The sequence below is a fragment of the Pseudomonas putida genome (assembly GCF_009883635.2).
Classification (GTDB): domain Bacteria; phylum Pseudomonadota; class Gammaproteobacteria; order Pseudomonadales; family Pseudomonadaceae; genus Aquipseudomonas; species Aquipseudomonas putida_W.
Map to the genome: position 1 here is coordinate 4,594,330 of NZ_CP026115.2, position 15,562 is coordinate 4,609,891.

A 15,562-nucleotide genomic window follows, 5' to 3' on the forward strand; every position below is an offset into this window, starting at 1 on the left:
CCCGCTGCGCAATGAAGGGCAAGGGCCATGGAGGACCTGGCAATGGTCGGAATCCGTGTGTGAGATGGCTGTCGCGGGCTTCGCGTTGCTGGTGCCTGGGGCTGACCTTGTTCGGCCCCAGCCTGGCGCTGGCCGACGACCTGCCACCACCGCCCAGCGAAACCACTGCCATCGGCGACGCCACGCTGTACCTCGACCTGCTGGTGAACCAGATGCCCAGGGCTGAGCTGGTGCCGGTGCAGCAGCGTGCCGGCCGCCTGTTCCTGGACAGCGAGGTGCTGCGCGGCCTGGGCGTCAAGCTGCCGGGCGACCCGCAAGGTGAAGTGGCGTTGGACGCTGTGGCCGGCCTGCACACCGATTACGACAGCCAGAACCAGCGTTTGCTGCTGCAAGTGCCACCGGCCTGGCTGCCGGACCAGCAGGTCGGCGACCGCGGCCTGTACCCGGCCAGCGAGGCGCGCAGCAGCTTCGGTGCCTTGTTCAACTACGACCTGTACCTCAACGATACCGATGACGGCGGCTCCTACCTGGCCGCCTGGAACGAACTGCGCCTGTTCGACAGCTGGGGCACGTTCTCGACCACCGGCCAGTGGCGCCAGTCGTTCAATGGCGCGCAGAGCGATGCCAACCGCCAGGGCTTCCTGCGCTATGACACCACCTGGCGCTTTACCGACGAGCAGCGCCTGCTGACCTATGAGGCCGGTGACTTCGTCACCGGGGCATTACCCTGGACCAGCTCGGTGCGGGTCGGCGGCGTTCAATTGTCTCGTGACTTTGGCGCACGTCCGGACCTGGTGACCTATCCCTTGCCGGCCTTTGCCGGCGAAGCGGCAGTGCCAACCTCGCTGGACTTGTTCATCAATGGCTACAAGTCCAGCACCACCGAATTGCAGCCCGGCCCGTACACCCTGACCAACGTGCCGTTCATCAACGGCGCGGGTGAGGCGGTGGTGGTGACCACCGATGCCCTGGGCCGGCAGGTGTCCACTACCTTGCCGTTCTATGTGACCAGCAGCCTGTTGCAGAAAGGCCTGTCGGACTTCTCGGTGGCGGCCGGCAGCCTGCGCCGTGACTATGCCGTGGAAGATTTCGGCTACGGAACCGGTGTCGCGTCGGCCAGCCTGCGCCACGGCGTCAGCGACAGCTTCACCCTGGAAACCCACGTCGAAGCCGCCGAGTCGCTGCTGCTCGGTGGCCTGGGCGGCAACATGCGCCTGGGCACGTTCGGCGTGCTCAATGCGGCCTTTGCGCAGAGCCAGTTCGAGGGGGAGCAGGGCCACCAGGTCGCCCTCGGCTACCAGTACAACAGCCAGCGCATCGGCTTCAGCTATCAGCGCCTGCAGCGGTATGGCGAGTACTCGGACCTGACCCGGGTCGACCTCCCCGACATGCAACTGAGCCAGCGCAGCGAGCAGGTGACCCTGAGCGTCAACCTCGATCAATACGGCAGCCTCGGCGCCGGCTATTTCGATGTGCGTGCCGGCGACGACACGCGCACCCGGCTGATCAACCTGAGCTGGAGCAAGCCGCTGTGGGGCAACAGCAGCCTGTACCTGTCGGCCAACCGCGAGGTCGGCGACAGCAGCTGGGCGGTGCAGGCGCAGGTGGTGATTCCGTTCGACTTCGGCAGCACCCTGGCGGTGAGCACCGAACGCAGCAGGGATGGCGAAAGCCTGCAACGGGTCAACTACAGCCGCGCCGTGCCGGTGGGCGGTGGCGTCGGCTACAACCTCGGCTATGCCGGCGGCAGCGACCGCGATGCCTACCGCCAGGCCGACGTCACCTGGCGCCTGCAATCGGTGCAGTTGCAGGCCGGGGTGTACGGCAGCAGCGGCGAGATGACCCGTTGGGCCGACGCCAGTGGTTCGTTGGTGTGGATGGACGCCGGGATATTCGCCGCCAACCGCATCGACGATGCCTTCGTGGTGGTCAGCACCAGTGGCTACGCCGACGTGCCGGTGCGTTACGAAAACCAGGAAATCGGCCGCACCGACCGTAGCGGTCACTTGCTGGTGCCATACAGCAGCGGCTATTACCGCGGCAAGTACGAGATCGACCCGATGAACCTTCCGCCCGATGTGTTGGCTGCCGAGGTAGAGCAACGGGTGGCGGTGCGCCGTGGCAGCGGCTACCTGCTGGAGTTCCCGCTCAAGCGCGTGCTGGCGGCGAGCATCGAGTTGGTCGATAGCCATCAGCAACCGCTGAAGCTCGGCAGCACGGTCACCCACCAGGAAAGCGGCAGCCAGGCGGTGGTCGGCTGGGACGGCCTGGTGTACCTGGAGAACCTGTCGCCGCACAACCGCCTGCAAGTGGCGTTGGAGGGGGGCGGGCAGTGCCAGGTCGAATTCGACCTGCCGGAATCGGCAGGCTCGATTCCGCTGATTGGTCCGCTGGTATGCAGATGAAAGGCCTGTTGTGCAGCCTGCTGCTGTTGCCAGCCGGTTCGGCCTGGGCGCTGTGCTCGTCGGTGGCAACCCAGCCAGCGGGATTCGGCACGGTCAACTCGACCCTGGTGCGTACCACGGTACAGAGCGCTTCAAGCACCAATTCCGGCTTGCAGTGCACCGGCTCGCTATTGAGCCTGCTCAGCTCCAACGACCACTTCTACGCCACCATCACATCCACCACCAGTGGATTGGTCGGCCCTACAGGCGACGTGATTCCATACACCCTGTACGCCGACAACAGCACCAGCTATCCGATCACCCGCGGCGTTGCCTTTGACTTCGCGCGCAATGGCATCCTCGATCTGCTGGGGTTGCTCAATGGCACTACACCCAAATCCGTGCCGCTGTACATGAAGACCCAGATTGGCAGCAATGTCGCCGCGGGTGTGTATCAGGAGACCCTGACCATCGCCTGGAGCTGGGACTACTGCTCCGGGATCGGAATTGGCAGCATCTGCCTGGGGCGTGACATAGGCGCCGGCAGCCGGACATTGAACGTTAGCCTGACCGTGAGCAACGACTGCCAGATCACCACGCCCAACATCAGCTTCGGCAGCGCGCCGGTGGTGGCCGGGTTTGGCACGGTAAGCCAGAGCGTGAACCTGTCGTGCACCAAGGGCAGTGCCTACACGGTGGGCTTGAATGATGGGGAGAATGTGTCGGGTGGGCGGCGGCGGATGAAGTCCACGGCCGGCAACTACCTGGCCTATGACATCTTCAAGAGCGCAGGCACCGTGCGCTGGGGCTCGCTGACCACGGCCCGGCGCTCCAGCAGCGATGCCGACGTGAACCCCGGAAACGGGACCGGGACCGGGAGCCAGGTGTTCAACTACAACGCCAAGGTCTATACCGACCAAGCGACACCACCGGCGGCGAGTTACCTCGACAATGTGATTCTGGATGTGCAGTTCTGAGGGGGCAGTCCTGTGCTGGCCTCTTCGCGGGACAAGCCCGCTCCTACAAGAGCAGCGCTGCGCGGTCCCTGTAGGAGCGGGCTTGCCCCGCGAAGAGGCCGAACCTGCTCAGCGCAGATCGTCGACCACTTTCAACAGGGTCTCCAGCACCGCCCCGGCCAACGCCTTGGACCGTGCCCCTGACCACTGGGCCACCGGCTCCGGCGCATCGTCATGGTCCTTGAACGGCATCTCCAGGGTCAGCGACAGGCAGTCATGGGCCATCCCCACCGCATTGCACGCCAGCGTGGTGTTCGCCTGGCCCGGTTCGTCCCGCGTGTAGCCATGCACCGTCTGGAAGTCTTTGGTCACGCTGCACAAGGTCGTGCGGAACTGCTCCTCCAGCTTGGCCAGCCGCGGCGTGTACCCTGGGTTGCCCTCACAGGCCGCCGTGAACACATGGGGAATTTCCTCGTCCCCATGCACATCGATGAACGCATCCACCCCGTATTGCTTCATCTGCGCCTGGGCGAAGAACACCTCCGGGCTGAACTCGACACTGGCATCCTGCCAGGCCCGGTTCAGGTCCTTGCCCTTGAAGTTGGTGCGCAGGTGGCCGAGGAAGGCGCCGTCCGGGTTCATATTCGGGATCAGGTACAGGTCGGCCTTTTCCAGCAGTTTCTGAACGGTTGGGTCATTGGCTTGCAACCGGTCGATCACCCCTTCCATGAACCACTCGGCCATGTGCTCGCCCGGGTGCTGCTGGGCAATCAGCCACAGCTTGCGCTTGCCCGCCGCGCCATCGCCTGCGCGCAGCAGCGGGATGTCCCGGCCTTGCACGCTGCGGCCGTGGGCCAGCAGCTCGACGCCAGGGATCTGCTGGGCGCGTTCGATCAGCTGGTTGTGGCGGGCGCGCGGGTAAGGCTCGAAGTAGGCGAACCAGACCTGCTCATGCTCGGCCTTGAGCTCGAACGACAGCGCCTTGCCATCGAACTGGCTCGGCACGCGGAACCAGGTCTGCTGGTCGTAGGAGGCCACGGCGTTGTAGCCGCTCCAGGCGTTCTTGTAGGAAGACTCACTGGCGTTGTCCAGGCTGAAGCGATGGACCTGACCCGGGGTGAGGCCGCTGACCTTGAAATGGAACCACTGGAAGTGGCCGCTGTTTGTGTCCGGGCGGATGGCCAGGTGTACCTGGTCCGGGTTGCTGGCATCCAGCACCTGGATGTTGCCGGAATCGAAATCGCAGTCGATTTGCAGGGGGGACAGCGTCACGGTCATGGGCGGGCTCCTTGGGATTTGTTGTGGGGGTACTGTACACCGCTTGAGAGGAGCGTGTGCGGGTGAGTATCAGGCTCACGAAACTGGGGTGGTGGAAGTTTCCTACAGATATTTAGGGATATTCGCTCTGTATTTTGCCTTGTGCATCTTGCTCGAATACATCTCAGCTACTCCGTTTGAATTGAGGGTTGGCTATATGAATAGGCGAGACGCTTCGCAGTCCACTAGTTGTTATGGTTTATTGCTCCTCCTCATCAGTCTCTTGGGTGTATTCCCGCTAGATGTCATTTTGCCCTCTGTACCTTTGTTGGCCCAGGACTTTGGTGTTGATGCACAGTACATTGCGTACTCGATCAGCCTGTTCGCTATCGGTGTGGCCATTTCGCAAACCATCATCGGTCCGCTTTCTGACTGGATGGGACGAAAGCGACTGCTGATTGCTGGTCTGGTGGTTTCCGTTGTGGGGGCGATGGGATGCATCTTCGCAACCAGTTACGAAGGCTTCATGGTCTTTCGTTTATTACAGGCGGTGGGCTGCGGGTGCTTCGTGCTCAGCCAGGCTTTGGTGCAGGATAAGTTCAATGGTCATCAGCGCAATGCGATGCGTATCCTCATGACCAGCGCAAGTGGTGTATTTATTTCTTTGTCGCCTCTTGCAGGTAGCGTGCTCCAGCAGTATCTCGGGTGGGCAGGCAGCTTTCAGGTGTTTGTGGTGCTAGCCGTTGTTGTGCTGGTGCTTGCCTTGAAGTTATTGCAAGAGAAACCGACATCACCTGGCAGTGCAGGTGTATTGAGCAGTTATCAGGTTTTGCTCAAGGACCGCCCGTTTCTCATAAGCTCGCTATTTTCTTGCTTGGCGTTCGCTTGCCATTTTTCATTTGTGGTCGTCTCCCCATTGTTGCTCATCGAGCAACTTGGCCTGACGGAGTTCGCCTTCTCCATGGTCTTTCTCGGGTATGGGCTGGCTTACCTGATCGGCGGCTTCATTGCCAGTTGGCTGAATTGCCGCATCGCGATGCATGTGCTGGTGGTTTGGGGATTCGCACTCATCGGTCTGGCTGGGCTTGCTCTTTGCCTGGTTGTCACCCTGCATGAGCTTGGGGTTTTCAGCCTTCTGCTTCCATTGGTGCTGTGCACCATCGGTACAACCATTGTGCGGCCAGCTGCAACCAGCCATGCGCTGGGGTTACATCCGCAGCGTGCAGGTGCTGCGGCCTCGCTCAACAATACGATGCTGTTTGCATTCGGAGGGGGCGCCAGCATGCTGGTGGCATCTATGAGGAGCAGCTTGCCGATGAGCCTGGCGCTGGGCTTTATCGCCTGCAGCCTTGCGGGCTGGTACTTGACTATCTATCTGAAAGGTCTGGAGCAGAGCCAGCTGGTTCGTGACTCAGGCCCAATACCCAAATAACAGTAGCGCAGCCAGGCCCAAACCAACCGCCACCGAACACCCACCTACCGAAATCGCTGCACGCCCTTGCCGGTACCAGCCATCCTGCCCCAGCTCCCGCGCCGGAGCGAGCAGGCTGCGCCAGCGCAGTTCGGTGTCATGAAACGCTTGCAGGTGCGCAGGTGCCGCATCCAGCCAGCGGCGAAAATCGATGCGCTCGCACGATGTCACGTCAGGGCTCTGCAGCCGCACATACCATTGCCCGGCCACACTGGCCAGCGCATCCCCGCGCGGTTGTACCACCTGCAGGGCCTGGTTCATGTTGCGTTCGATGCTGAGCAGCGGGAGGTCGAGGCGTTTGGCGATGCTGGCAAAGTCCAGCTGATCGAGGCGGTTGAGCAGGAACACTTGCTGCACGCGGCGGGGCAGGCGCTTGAGTGCGAACAGCAGCTCAGTCTCGGCAGCATGTCCGCTGGACGACGTGGGGTGCTCAAGGGGCAGCAGCAGACGGCTCATGGACAGCTCCTTGCTCGGGATAGGGGTGGGGGCATCGTCCTTGATGCAGAAACAGCGTAGTAAAAACGAGATTGATTCTCAAGTGCTGATTCCGCAAAGATTTGTAATGAGCATTCACGCTCTGAAACACTTTTGCTATCATGCGCGCCATCAACGATCTTCATTAGCCTGAAGAGCCAAAAAAAATGACCCGGCAAAAAGCCGGGTCAAAAACCGTGATTAGCCTGATGAGGAGATAATCTGGAGCGACCTAAGCTCCGGGTTATCCAGCAGATCTTGCGATCAGCTGAGTGCAATAATAATCGTTATCATTTGCCAGTCAAATGATTTTTCACTTATCCGGTAAAAAAGTTTTACCGGTGCGCTTCCTCGTCCCGGCAATCGGGGCCTTTCGCCGGTGCCTTTCCTGGCTAGCTGGCCATCACGTTTCTCCCTTCTTCTTGTGCCTACAGCCCGTTTTGCAGGGCCCGCCTGTGCTCTAGCAGTGCCCTGGCCATGTCGATCATGTGCATCAGCGCGAACGTCAGCTCGCGGGTGCTGCCTTCCTGATGGGTGGCGGTTTCATGGGCGGTGGCGGCGGCACAGCGGAGCAATTCGATGGCGTGGTCCTGGGCCTGTTCGGCGGTGACGCCTTCGTGCAGGGTCCAGATCCGGTTGTGCGCGCTGGGGCGCGTGGGGTTGGGGTTCAGGTAGTAATCGAGGGCGCGGCGGGCCGCTTCGCTGTCGAGATCTGTTACGTCGTTTTTCGTTGGTTTCATCGCGATACCTGCTGAGTTCCTTTCCAACACAATGAATCCACAGGGTAGGTCAATCTGTACTATTTATCTTGATTGAGATAATTCAGGATGTGTATTGAAGCGGCTAATACAGTCCGTATTGTTTGCGCTCATGGAAAACTGGAACGCATTTCTCAAGCGCTACAAGCGCGAACACAACCTCAGCCAGCTAAAGCTTGCGGAGCGCCTGGCCATGACCCAAGGCGGCGTCGGCCACTGGCTGCGCGGAACCCGACGGCCGACGCTGGCGACCATCAATGAAAAGCTGGACAAGCTCGGGCTGGTGTATCTGGAGGCCCAGGTGATGGTGGTGGAGCGCGACATGGTGCGCGAACCTCAGGCTGCCTATGCTGCCGAGAGGCCTTTGTCAGCAGAGGCGTTGCGCTATGCGAGTTTTCGTTTCCCGGTGCTGACGTGGGCAGATCTGCAGGGGCCATTACCAGAGACCAGCGAAATCAGCGAGCAGACCGACTATATGCCGGCGGGTAATGCTTTCTGGCTGGCGGTGGAAAACGATTCGATGAATGCGGCCAGTGGCAAGAGTGTGCCGGAGGGTATGCGCATCTTGGTTGATACCGGGCTGCCGGCGGAGCCGGGCAGGTTGGTCATTGCTCGTCAGCCTGGGCGCTCGGCGGTTCTGAGGCAATTGATCGAGGAGGGCGGGGAGCGCATGTTGAAGCCGCTCAATACCCGTTATCCGACGGTCTTGTGCGAGGAATGCTGCGAGTTTCTCGGGGTGGTCGTGCGGGTGCACGGGACCTTCTAGATTGTTGGGGCCGCACAGCGGCCCCTGTATGCCTCACTCAGCCAGTTCGACCAGCACCGTCCCTTCGCTGACCATATCCCCTTCCTGGCAGAACAGCGCCTTCACCGTCCCGCCATGGGGCGCACGAATGCTGTGCTCCATCTTCATCGCTTCCAGCACCACCAGAGCGGTGCCGGCCTCCACTACCTGGCCGGGCTCCACCAACACCCGCACAATACTGCCGTTCATGGGCGCACCGAGCCCGCCTTGATGACTGTGGCTGGCCTCGGCCTCGGCGATCGGGTCGAAGGCTTCGACGGCATGCATCTCGCCATCCCAGCGCAGGAACAGCGTGCCCCCGCGACGTACCGCCAGATAGCGGCGGCGGACACCGTCTTCATCATGGCCCAGCTGTTCACCATCCAGCTGCCAGGCCGAAGCGGCGCTGCGCTCCAGGGCAACCGCCTGGCTTTCGCCGCCTCTCACCAGGTGCAGGCTGCTGCGCGCCGGCAGACCCAGGCGCAGGCCATTGCGCTCGGCCCATGGCGAGCGTGCATCGTCAGCCCGCTGATGCGGCGCCTGGCCTTGCAGCCAGGCTTCTGCGGCGGCCTCCCAGAAGCCCGCAGGCAGTGCCTGTGGGGCTGGCAGCAGCACGTCCTGATGCCGGGGAATGAAGCCAGTATCCAGCTCTGCTGCGGCAAAGGACGGGTGGGCCAGGATGCGGCGCAGGAAGGCGATGTTGGTCTTCAGCCCGCCGATGGCGAATTCATCGAGCATCGCCAGCAAGCGCAGGCGCGCCTGCTCGCGGTCCTGGCCCCAGGCGATCAGTTTGCCCAGCATTGGGTCGTAGAACGGCGACACCACATCGCCCTCGCTGACTCCGCTGTCCACCCGGCGGCCTTCGCCCGGTGCCGACTCGCGGTACAGCGTGAGCGTGCCAGTGGCCGGCAGGAATTCATTGGCCGGGTCTTCGGCATACAGCCGCACCTCGATGGCATGGCCGTTCAGCGGCACCTGCGCCTGGGTGATCGGCAGCGGCTCGCCGCAGGCCACGCGAATCTGCCAGGCCACCAGGTCGAGGCCGGTGATGGCTTCGGTGACCGGGTGCTCGACCTGCAGGCGGGTGTTCATCTCCATGAAGAAGAACTCGCCACGGGCGTCGAGCAGAAACTCGACGGTGCCGGCACCGACGTAGCCGATGGCCTGGGCCGCGCGTACCGCTGCCTCGCCCATGGCCTGGCGCAGTTCGGCGGACAGGCCTGGCGCTGGCGCTTCCTCGACCACCTTCTGGTGCCGACGCTGGATCGAGCAGTCACGCTCGTTGAGGTACAGGCAGTTGCCGTGCTGGTCGGCGAACACCTGGATTTCCACATGGCGTGGCTTGAGCACGTACTTTTCCACCAGCATGCGCGCATCGCCGAACGACGACTGCGCCTCACGCTGGGCCGAGGCCAGGGCGTCGGCCAGCTGGCTTTCGTCCTCGACCACTTTCATGCCCTTGCCACCACCACCGGCGCTGGCCTTGAGCAGCACCGGGTAACCAATGCGTTCGGCGGCGGCGCGGAAGGTATCCAGGTCTTGCGCTTCGCCGTGGTAGCCGGGCACCAGCGGCACGCCGGCATCTTCCATCAGTGCCTTGGCCGCCGACTTGCTGCCCATGGCATCGATGGCGCTGGCCGGTGGGCCGAGGAAGATCAGCCCGGCCTGTTCGATGGCGCGGGCAAAACCGGCGTTCTCGGACAAAAAGCCGTAGCCCGGGTGGATGGCCTGGGCGCCGCTGGCCTTGGCCGCGGCGAGAATCTTGTCGATTACCAGGTAGCTGTCGGCGGCCTTGCTGCCGCCCAGGTCGACGCGAATATCCGCTCCGCGGCTGTGGCGGGCATCGCGGTCGGTGGCGCTGTGCACGGCGACAGTGGTCAGGCCCATGGCCTTGGCGGTGCGCATCACCCGGCAGGCGATTTCGCCACGGTTGGCGACCAGCAGGGTGGTCAAAGCGGGGCGGCTCATGGGCGCGGCTCCTTCTTGTCGTCGGTTTGCCAGGCAGGGCGGCGCTTTTCCAGGAAGGCACGCAGGCCCTCTTGGCCTTCGGCGCTGACGCGGATGCGGGCGATGGTGTTTTCACAGTAGCGGCGCAGGGCCGGGCTGAGTTCGCCGTCGTCCACTTCGCGCAGCAGGTCCTTGGTGGCACGCAGCGCTTGCGGGCTGTTCTGCAGCATATTGCTCACCCAGGCCTCGACCTGTGTGTCCAGTTCGCTGGCCGGGTACACCTCGGCCAACAGGCCCAGCTCGCGGGCCCGCACGCCGCTGAAACGCTCGGCGCTCAGGGCGTAGCGGCGCGCGGCGCGTTCGCCGATGGCCTTGACCACGAACGGGCTGATCACTGCCGGGGCCAGGCCGATGCGCACTTCCGACAGGCACAGCTGGGCGTCTTCGGCGCCGATGGCCATGTCACAGCAGCTGATCAGGCCCAGCGCGCCGCCGAAGGCCGCGCCTTGCACCACGGCCAGGGTCGGCGCTTTGAGGCGGTGCAGGGCATACATCAGCTCGCCGAGCTCGCGGGCGTCATCGAGGTTGGTGTTGAAGTCCAGTTGCGCCGACTGCTGCATCCAGGCCAGGTCGGCACCGGCGCTGAAGTGCCGGCCGCGGCCACGCAGCAGCAGGAAACGCAGGCCGGGGTCTTCGGCGAGCTGGTCGAGGGCGACGATCAGCTCGCGGATCATCAGCGCGTTGAAGGCGTTGTTCTTGTCCTCGCGGCTCAGCCACAGGGTGGCGAAGCCGCGTGGGTCGCGAATCACTTCGAGGGTGCTGAAATCGCTCATGGGTCACATCCGGAAAATGCCGAAGCGGCTCTGTTCGATCGGGGCGTTCAGCGCGGCGGACAACGCCAGGCCGAGCACGTCGCGGGTCTGTGCCGGGTCGATGACACCGTCGTCCCACAGCCGGGCGCTGGAGTAATAGGGGTGGCCCTGGTGCTCGTACTGGTCGAGGATCGGCTGCTTGAGCTTGGCCTCATCCTCGGCGCTGAAGGCCTGGCCGCTGCGCTCGTTCTGCTCGCGCTTGACCTGGGCCAGCACCCCGGCGGCCTGCTCGGCGCCCATCACGCCAATGCGCGCATTGGGCCACATCCACAGGAAGCGTGGGTCGTAGGCACGGCCGCACATGCCGTAGTTGCCGGCGCCGAAGCTGCCACCGATGATCACCGTGAACTTGGGCACCTGGGCGCAGGCCACGGCGGTGACCAGCTTGGCGCCGTGCTTGGCGATGCCGCCTTCTTCGTACTTCTTGCCGACCATGAAGCCGGTGATGTTCTGCAGGAACAGCAGCGGGATGCCGCGCTGGCAGGCCAGTTCGATGAAGTGCGCGCCTTTTTGCGCGGCCTCGGCGAAGAGGATGCCGTTGTTGGCGAGGATCGCCACCGGGTAGCCGTGCAGGTGGGCGAAGCCACACACCAGGGTGGTGCCGAACAGCGCCTTGAATTCATCGAACGCCGAACCGTCGACCAGCCGCGCGATAACCTCGCGCACGTCGAACGGCTGCTTGGCATCGGCAGGCACCACGCCATACAGCTCGTCGGCGTTGTACAGCGGTGCAACCGGCGCCTGGCGCTGCAACTTGCCGAGCTTGTGCCAGTTGAGGTTGGCCACGCTGCGCCGGGCGATGGCCAGGGCGTGTTCGTCGTTGTCGGCGTAGTGGTCGGCGACGCCACTGGTGCGGCAATGCACATCGGCGCCGCCGAGGTCCTCGGCGCTCACCACCTCACCGGTTGCCGCCTTCACCAGCGGCGGCCCGGCGAGGAAGATGGTCGCCTGCTGGCGCACCATGATCGCTTCGTCGGCCATGGCCGGCACATAGGCGCCGCCTGCGGTGCACGAGCCCATCACCACGGCGATCTGCGGGATGCCCAGCGCGCTCATGTTGGCCTGGTTGAAGAAGATCCGCCCGAAGTGCTCGCGGTCGGGAAACACTTCGTCCTGGCGCGGCAGGTTGGCGCCGCCGGAATCCACCAGGTAGATGCACGGCAGGCGGTTCTGCAGGGCGATGGTCTGTGCGCGCAGGTGCTTCTTCACCGTCAGCGGGTAGTAGGAGCCGCCTTTGACCGTGGCGTCGTTGGCCACGATCATGCATTCCACGCCTTCGACGCGGCCGATGCCGGCGATCACGCCCGCAGCCGGTACGTCTTCGCCGTACACCTCATGGGCGGCCAGCTGGCCGATCTCGAGAAACGGCGAGCCTGGGTCGAGCAGGCGGTCGATGCGCTCGCGCGGCAGCAGCTTGCCACGCGAGGTATGCCGCTCCTGAGCCTTGGGCCCGCCGCCCTGGGCCACCTGGGCGAGCAGGCCGCGCAGGGCCTGGACCTGTTCGAGCATGGCCGCGCTGTTGCCGGCGAACTCTGCCGAACGCGGGTTGATCTGGGTGTGCAAGGTAGCCATGTGCGCCCGTCCCTTGTGCTCAGCGGGTTTCGTTGAACAGTTCGCGGCCGATCAGCATCCGGCGGATTTCGCTGGTGCCGGCACCGATTTCGTACAGCTTGGCGTCGCGCAGCAGGCGGCCAGCCGGGAATTCGTTGATATAGCCGTTGCCGCCGAGGATCTGGATCGCTTCCAGGGCCATTTGCGTGGCGCGTTCGGCGGTGTAGAGGATCACTCCGGCGGCGTCCTTGCGGGTAGTCTCGCCACGGTCGCAGGCCTGGGCCACGGCATACAGGTAGGCGCGGCTGGCATTGAGCTGGGTGTACATGTCGGCGATCTTGCCCTGGATCAGCTGGAACTCGCCGATGCTCTGGCCGAACTGCTTGCGGTCATGGATGTACGGCACCACCAGGTCCATGCAGCTTTGCATGATGCCGGTCGGGCCGCCGGACAGCACCACGCGCTCGTAGTCCAGGCCGCTCATCAGCACACGCACACCGCCGTTGAGCTGGCCGAGGATGTTTTCTGCCGGCACTTCGACGCCGTCGAAGAACAACTCGCAGGTGTTGGAACCGCGCATGCCCAGCTTGTCGAACTTGTTGCTGCGGCTGAAGCCCTTCCAGTCACGCTCGACGATGAACGCGGTGATGCCGTGGGCGCCCTTGTCCAGGTCGGTCTTGGCGTAGATCACGTAGGTGTTGGCGTCGGGGCCGTTGGTGATCCAGGTCTTGCTGCCGTTGAGCACATAGTGGTCGCCGCGCTTTTCCGCACGCAGTTTCATCGACACCACGTCGGAACCGGCGTTGGGCTCGCTCATCGCCAGGGCGCCGATGTGTTCGCCGCTGATCAGCTTGGGCAGGTACTTGAGTTTCTGCTCGTGGGTGCCGTTGCGGTTGATCTGGTTGACGCAGAGGTTGGAGTGGGCGCCGTAGGACAGCGCGACCGAGGCTGAGCCACGGCTGATCTCTTCCATCGACACCACGTGGGCCAGGTAGCCCAGGCCGGCGCCACCGTATTCTTCCGACACGGTGATACCCAGCAGCCCCATGTCGCCGAACTTGCGCCACATGTCGGCGGGGAACAGGTTGTCATGGTCGATCTGCGCGGCGCGCGGGGCCAGTTCGGCGGCAACGAAGGTGCGCACCTGGTCGCGGAGCATGTCGATGGTTTCGCCTAGGGCGAAGTTCAGGGTGGGGTAATGCATGCTGGGGCACCTTGTTGTTCTTGAAATATGGGTAACACCGTAGCTCGCGGAACTGGCGCCGGTGTCATTGATCACCTTTACGTTAACGTAAACCTGCTATCTGTCACTGTCAATCGGCCCGTCACCTTTACGTAAACGTAAATATGCGCCAAAGTATTCGCAGCTCGCTTCAGCCGTGCCCAGAACAACCACAAGAAGGGACACCCATGAGTCAACCAAGCTATTCCCGCGGCCGCCAGGACCAACCGCTGCTGACCCTGACCATCGGCCAGGCCTTCGATGCCACCGTGGCCCGCTGCGCCGACGGCGAAGCGCTAGTGGTGCGCCACCAGGGCCTGCGCTACAGCTGGCGGCAGCTGGCTGAACAGGTCGACCAGCATGCCCGTGCCCTGATGGCCCTGGGCGTGAACACCGGCGACCGGGTCGGCATCTGGTCGCCCAACTGCGCCCAGTGGTGCATTTTGCAGGTGGCCAGCGCCAAGGTCGGCGCGATCCTGGTCAACATCAACCCGGCCTATCGCGTGGGTGAACTGGAGTACGTACTACGCCAGTCCGGCTGCCGCTGGCTGGTGTGTGCCGATGCGTTCAAGAGCTCCGATTACCATGCCATGGTTCAGGAGCTGGTACCGGAGTTGGCGACCAGCCACATCGGTGAGCTGGCCAGTCAACGCCTGCCCGAACTGCGCGGGGTGATCAGCCTGGCGGCCAAGCCGCCCAGCGGCTTCCTGCCCTGGCCGGCATTGGCCGAACGGGCAGGGCAGGTCTCGACCGAAGCCTATGCGGCGCGTCAGCAGGGCCTGCAGTTCGACCAGCCGGTGAATATCCAGTACACCTCCGGCACCACTGGTGCGCCCAAGGGGGCCACGCTCAGCCACTACAACATCCTCAACAACGGCTTCATGGTCGGCGAGAGCCTGGGCCTGAGCGAGCGCGACCGCATGGTGATCCCGGTGCCGCTGTACCACTGCTTCGGCATGGTCATGGCCAACCTCGGCTGCATCACCCACGGCAGCACAATGGTCTACCCCAACGATGCCTTCGACGCCGAGCTGACCCTGCGCGCGGTGGCCGAGGAGCGCGCCAGCATCCTCTATGGTGTGCCGACCATGTTCATCGCCATGCTCGACCACCCGTCGCGCACGCAACTGGACCTGACGACCCTGCGCAGCGGCATCATGGCCGGCGCCACCTGCCCGATCGAGGTGATGCGCCGGGTGATCGACCAGATGCACATGGCTGAAGTGCAGATCGCCTACGGCATGACCGAAACCAGTCCGGTATCGCTGCAGACCGGCCCGGACGACGAACTGGAACTGCGCGTGACCACCGTCGGCCGCACCCAGCCACAGCTGGAGACCAAGCTGGTGGACGCCGATGGCTGCATCGTCGGCCGAGGCGAAATTGGCGAACTGTGCACCCGTGGCTACAGCGTGATGCTCGGCTACTGGGACAACCCCCAGGCCACGGCGGACGCCATCGACCCGGCCGGCTGGATGCACTCGGGCGACTTGGCGGTGATGGACGAGCAGGGTCACGTGCGCATCGTCGGGCGCAACAAGGACATGATCATTCGTGGCGGTGAGAACATCTATCCACGAGAACTGGAAGAGTTCTTCTACACCCATCCGGCGGTGGCCGATGCGCAGGTAGTCGGCATTCCGTGCAGCCGCTATGGCGAGGAGATCGTCGCCTGGATCAAGCTGCACCCAGGGCATAGCGCCACGGTCGAGGAATTGCAGGGCTGGTGCAAGGCGCGCATTGCGCACTTCAAGGTGCCACGGTATTTCCGCTTCGTTGACGAGTTCCCGATGACGGTGACCGGCAAGGTGCAGAAGTTCAGGATGCGCGAGATCAGTGTGGCGGAAATTACCACTGTAACTGCCGGTTGATGTGTGGCTTGTTCG

Annotated in this window: 12 protein-coding genes; 5 read left to right on the forward strand and 7 right to left on the reverse strand. The window is 63.6% G+C overall.

Going from position 1 to position 15,562, the window contains the following annotated elements:
* Positions 1-11: 11 nt before the first annotated feature.
* Both C2H86_RS20935 and C2H86_RS20940 read left to right on the forward strand, forming a co-directional pair.
* Positions 12-2,405 (forward strand): fimbria/pilus outer membrane usher protein, encoded by a 2,394-nt coding sequence (locus tag C2H86_RS20935; RefSeq protein WP_430738560.1) that lies wholly within the window; start codon positions 12-14, stop codon positions 2,403-2,405.
* Positions 2,396-3,361, forward strand: a complete 966-nt coding sequence (locus C2H86_RS20940; protein ID WP_159409626.1) for a Csu type fimbrial protein — start codon at positions 2,396-2,398, stop codon at positions 3,359-3,361. Before C2H86_RS20935 ends, C2H86_RS20940 begins: the two co-directional genes overlap by 10 nt.
* 108 nt (positions 3,362-3,469) lie before the next feature.
* Here the strand turns inward: C2H86_RS20940 and C2H86_RS20945 are convergent, their stop codons facing one another.
* Complete coding sequence (locus C2H86_RS20945) at positions 3,470-4,618, reverse strand: M14 family metallopeptidase (RefSeq protein ID WP_159409627.1); 1,149 nt, start codon at positions 4,616-4,618, stop codon at positions 3,470-3,472.
* 196 nt (positions 4,619-4,814) lie between these two features.
* Between C2H86_RS20945 and C2H86_RS20950 the strand changes: the two genes are divergently transcribed.
* Positions 4,815-6,029: an MFS transporter gene (locus C2H86_RS20950; RefSeq protein WP_159412967.1), complete on the forward strand. Its 1,215-nt coding sequence runs from the start codon at positions 4,815-4,817 to the stop codon at positions 6,027-6,029.
* Here the strand turns inward: C2H86_RS20950 and C2H86_RS20955 are convergent.
* Both C2H86_RS20955 and C2H86_RS20960 read right to left on the reverse strand, forming a co-directional pair.
* Positions 6,009-6,524: a DUF4880 domain-containing protein gene (locus C2H86_RS20955; protein WP_159409628.1), complete on the reverse strand. Its 516-nt coding sequence runs from the start codon at positions 6,522-6,524 to the stop codon at positions 6,009-6,011. The two genes, C2H86_RS20950 and C2H86_RS20955, sit on opposite strands and share 21 nt — an antisense overlap.
* Positions 6,525-6,970: 446 nt before the next feature.
* Positions 6,971-7,282 carry a DUF6124 family protein gene (locus tag C2H86_RS20960; RefSeq protein WP_159409629.1) on the reverse strand — a complete coding sequence of 104 codons (312 nt, stop codon included), beginning with the start codon at positions 7,280-7,282 and terminating at the stop codon, positions 6,971-6,973.
* Positions 7,283-7,412: 130 nt separating this feature from the next.
* Here C2H86_RS20960 and C2H86_RS20965 point away from each other — a divergent pair, with 130 nt between their 5' ends.
* Positions 7,413-8,066, forward strand: a complete 654-nt coding sequence (locus C2H86_RS20965; protein ID WP_159409630.1) for an XRE family transcriptional regulator — start codon at positions 7,413-7,415, stop codon at positions 8,064-8,066.
* 33 nt (positions 8,067-8,099) lie between these two features.
* Here the strand turns inward: C2H86_RS20965 and C2H86_RS20970 are convergent, their stop codons facing one another.
* Genes C2H86_RS20970 through C2H86_RS20985 form a run of 4 tightly spaced genes read right to left on the reverse strand, consistent with a single transcriptional unit; the run spans position 8,100 to position 13,658 of the window.
* Positions 8,100-10,052, reverse strand: a complete 1,953-nt coding sequence (locus C2H86_RS20970) for an acetyl/propionyl/methylcrotonyl-CoA carboxylase subunit alpha (RefSeq protein ID WP_159409631.1) — start codon at positions 10,050-10,052, stop codon at positions 8,100-8,102.
* A complete protein-coding gene (locus C2H86_RS20975; RefSeq protein ID WP_159409632.1) occupies positions 10,049-10,864 on the reverse strand; it encodes a gamma-carboxygeranoyl-CoA hydratase in 816 nt (271 codons plus the stop codon). The genes C2H86_RS20970 and C2H86_RS20975 overlap by 4 nt, the downstream gene beginning before the upstream one ends.
* A gap of 3 nt (positions 10,865-10,867) precedes the next feature.
* Positions 10,868-12,475, reverse strand: a complete 1,608-nt coding sequence (locus C2H86_RS20980; protein ID WP_159409633.1) for a carboxyl transferase domain-containing protein — start codon at positions 12,473-12,475, stop codon at positions 10,868-10,870.
* Positions 12,476-12,494: 19 nt separating this feature from the next.
* A complete protein-coding gene (locus C2H86_RS20985; RefSeq protein ID WP_159409634.1) occupies positions 12,495-13,658 on the reverse strand; it encodes an isovaleryl-CoA dehydrogenase in 1,164 nt (387 codons plus the stop codon).
* A 206-nt stretch (positions 13,659-13,864) separates the two neighbouring features.
* Here C2H86_RS20985 and C2H86_RS20990 point away from each other — a divergent pair, with 206 nt between their 5' ends.
* Positions 13,865-15,547: an AMP-binding protein gene (locus C2H86_RS20990; protein WP_159409635.1), complete on the forward strand. Its 1,683-nt coding sequence runs from the start codon at positions 13,865-13,867 to the stop codon at positions 15,545-15,547.
* Positions 15,548-15,562: the final 15 nt, after the last annotated feature.

What these genes read in the sequence shown, in the direction of transcription:
- C2H86_RS20960 (WP_159409629.1), bottom strand. Translation starts at nt 7,282, where the DNA reads ATGAAACCAACGAAAAACGACGTAACAGATCTCGACAGCGAAGCGGCC.
- C2H86_RS20940 (WP_159409626.1), top strand. Translation starts at nt 2,396, where the DNA reads ATGCAGATGAAAGGCCTGTTGTGCAGCCTGCTGCTGTTGCCAGCCGGT.
- C2H86_RS20945 (WP_159409627.1), bottom strand. Translation starts at nt 4,618, where the DNA reads ATGACCGTGACGCTGTCCCCCCTGCAAATCGACTGCGATTTCGATTCC.
- C2H86_RS20970 (WP_159409631.1), bottom strand. Translation starts at nt 10,052, where the DNA reads ATGAGCCGCCCCGCTTTGACCACCCTGCTGGTCGCCAACCGTGGCGAA.
- C2H86_RS20980 (WP_159409633.1), bottom strand. Translation starts at nt 12,475, where the DNA reads ATGGCTACCTTGCACACCCAGATCAACCCGCGTTCGGCAGAGTTCGCC.
- C2H86_RS20985 (WP_159409634.1), bottom strand. Translation starts at nt 13,658, where the DNA reads ATGCATTACCCCACCCTGAACTTCGCCCTAGGCGAAACCATCGACATG.
- C2H86_RS20975 (WP_159409632.1), bottom strand. Translation starts at nt 10,864, where the DNA reads ATGAGCGATTTCAGCACCCTCGAAGTGATTCGCGACCCACGCGGCTTC.
- C2H86_RS20990 (WP_159409635.1), top strand. Translation starts at nt 13,865, where the DNA reads ATGAGTCAACCAAGCTATTCCCGCGGCCGCCAGGACCAACCGCTGCTG.
- C2H86_RS20955 (WP_159409628.1), bottom strand. Translation starts at nt 6,524, where the DNA reads ATGAGCCGTCTGCTGCTGCCCCTTGAGCACCCCACGTCGTCCAGCGGA.
- C2H86_RS20965 (WP_159409630.1), top strand. Translation starts at nt 7,413, where the DNA reads ATGGAAAACTGGAACGCATTTCTCAAGCGCTACAAGCGCGAACACAAC.
- C2H86_RS20950 (WP_159412967.1), top strand. Translation starts at nt 4,815, where the DNA reads ATGAATAGGCGAGACGCTTCGCAGTCCACTAGTTGTTATGGTTTATTG.
- C2H86_RS20935 (WP_430738560.1), top strand. Translation starts at nt 12, where the DNA reads ATGAAGGGCAAGGGCCATGGAGGACCTGGCAATGGTCGGAATCCGTGT.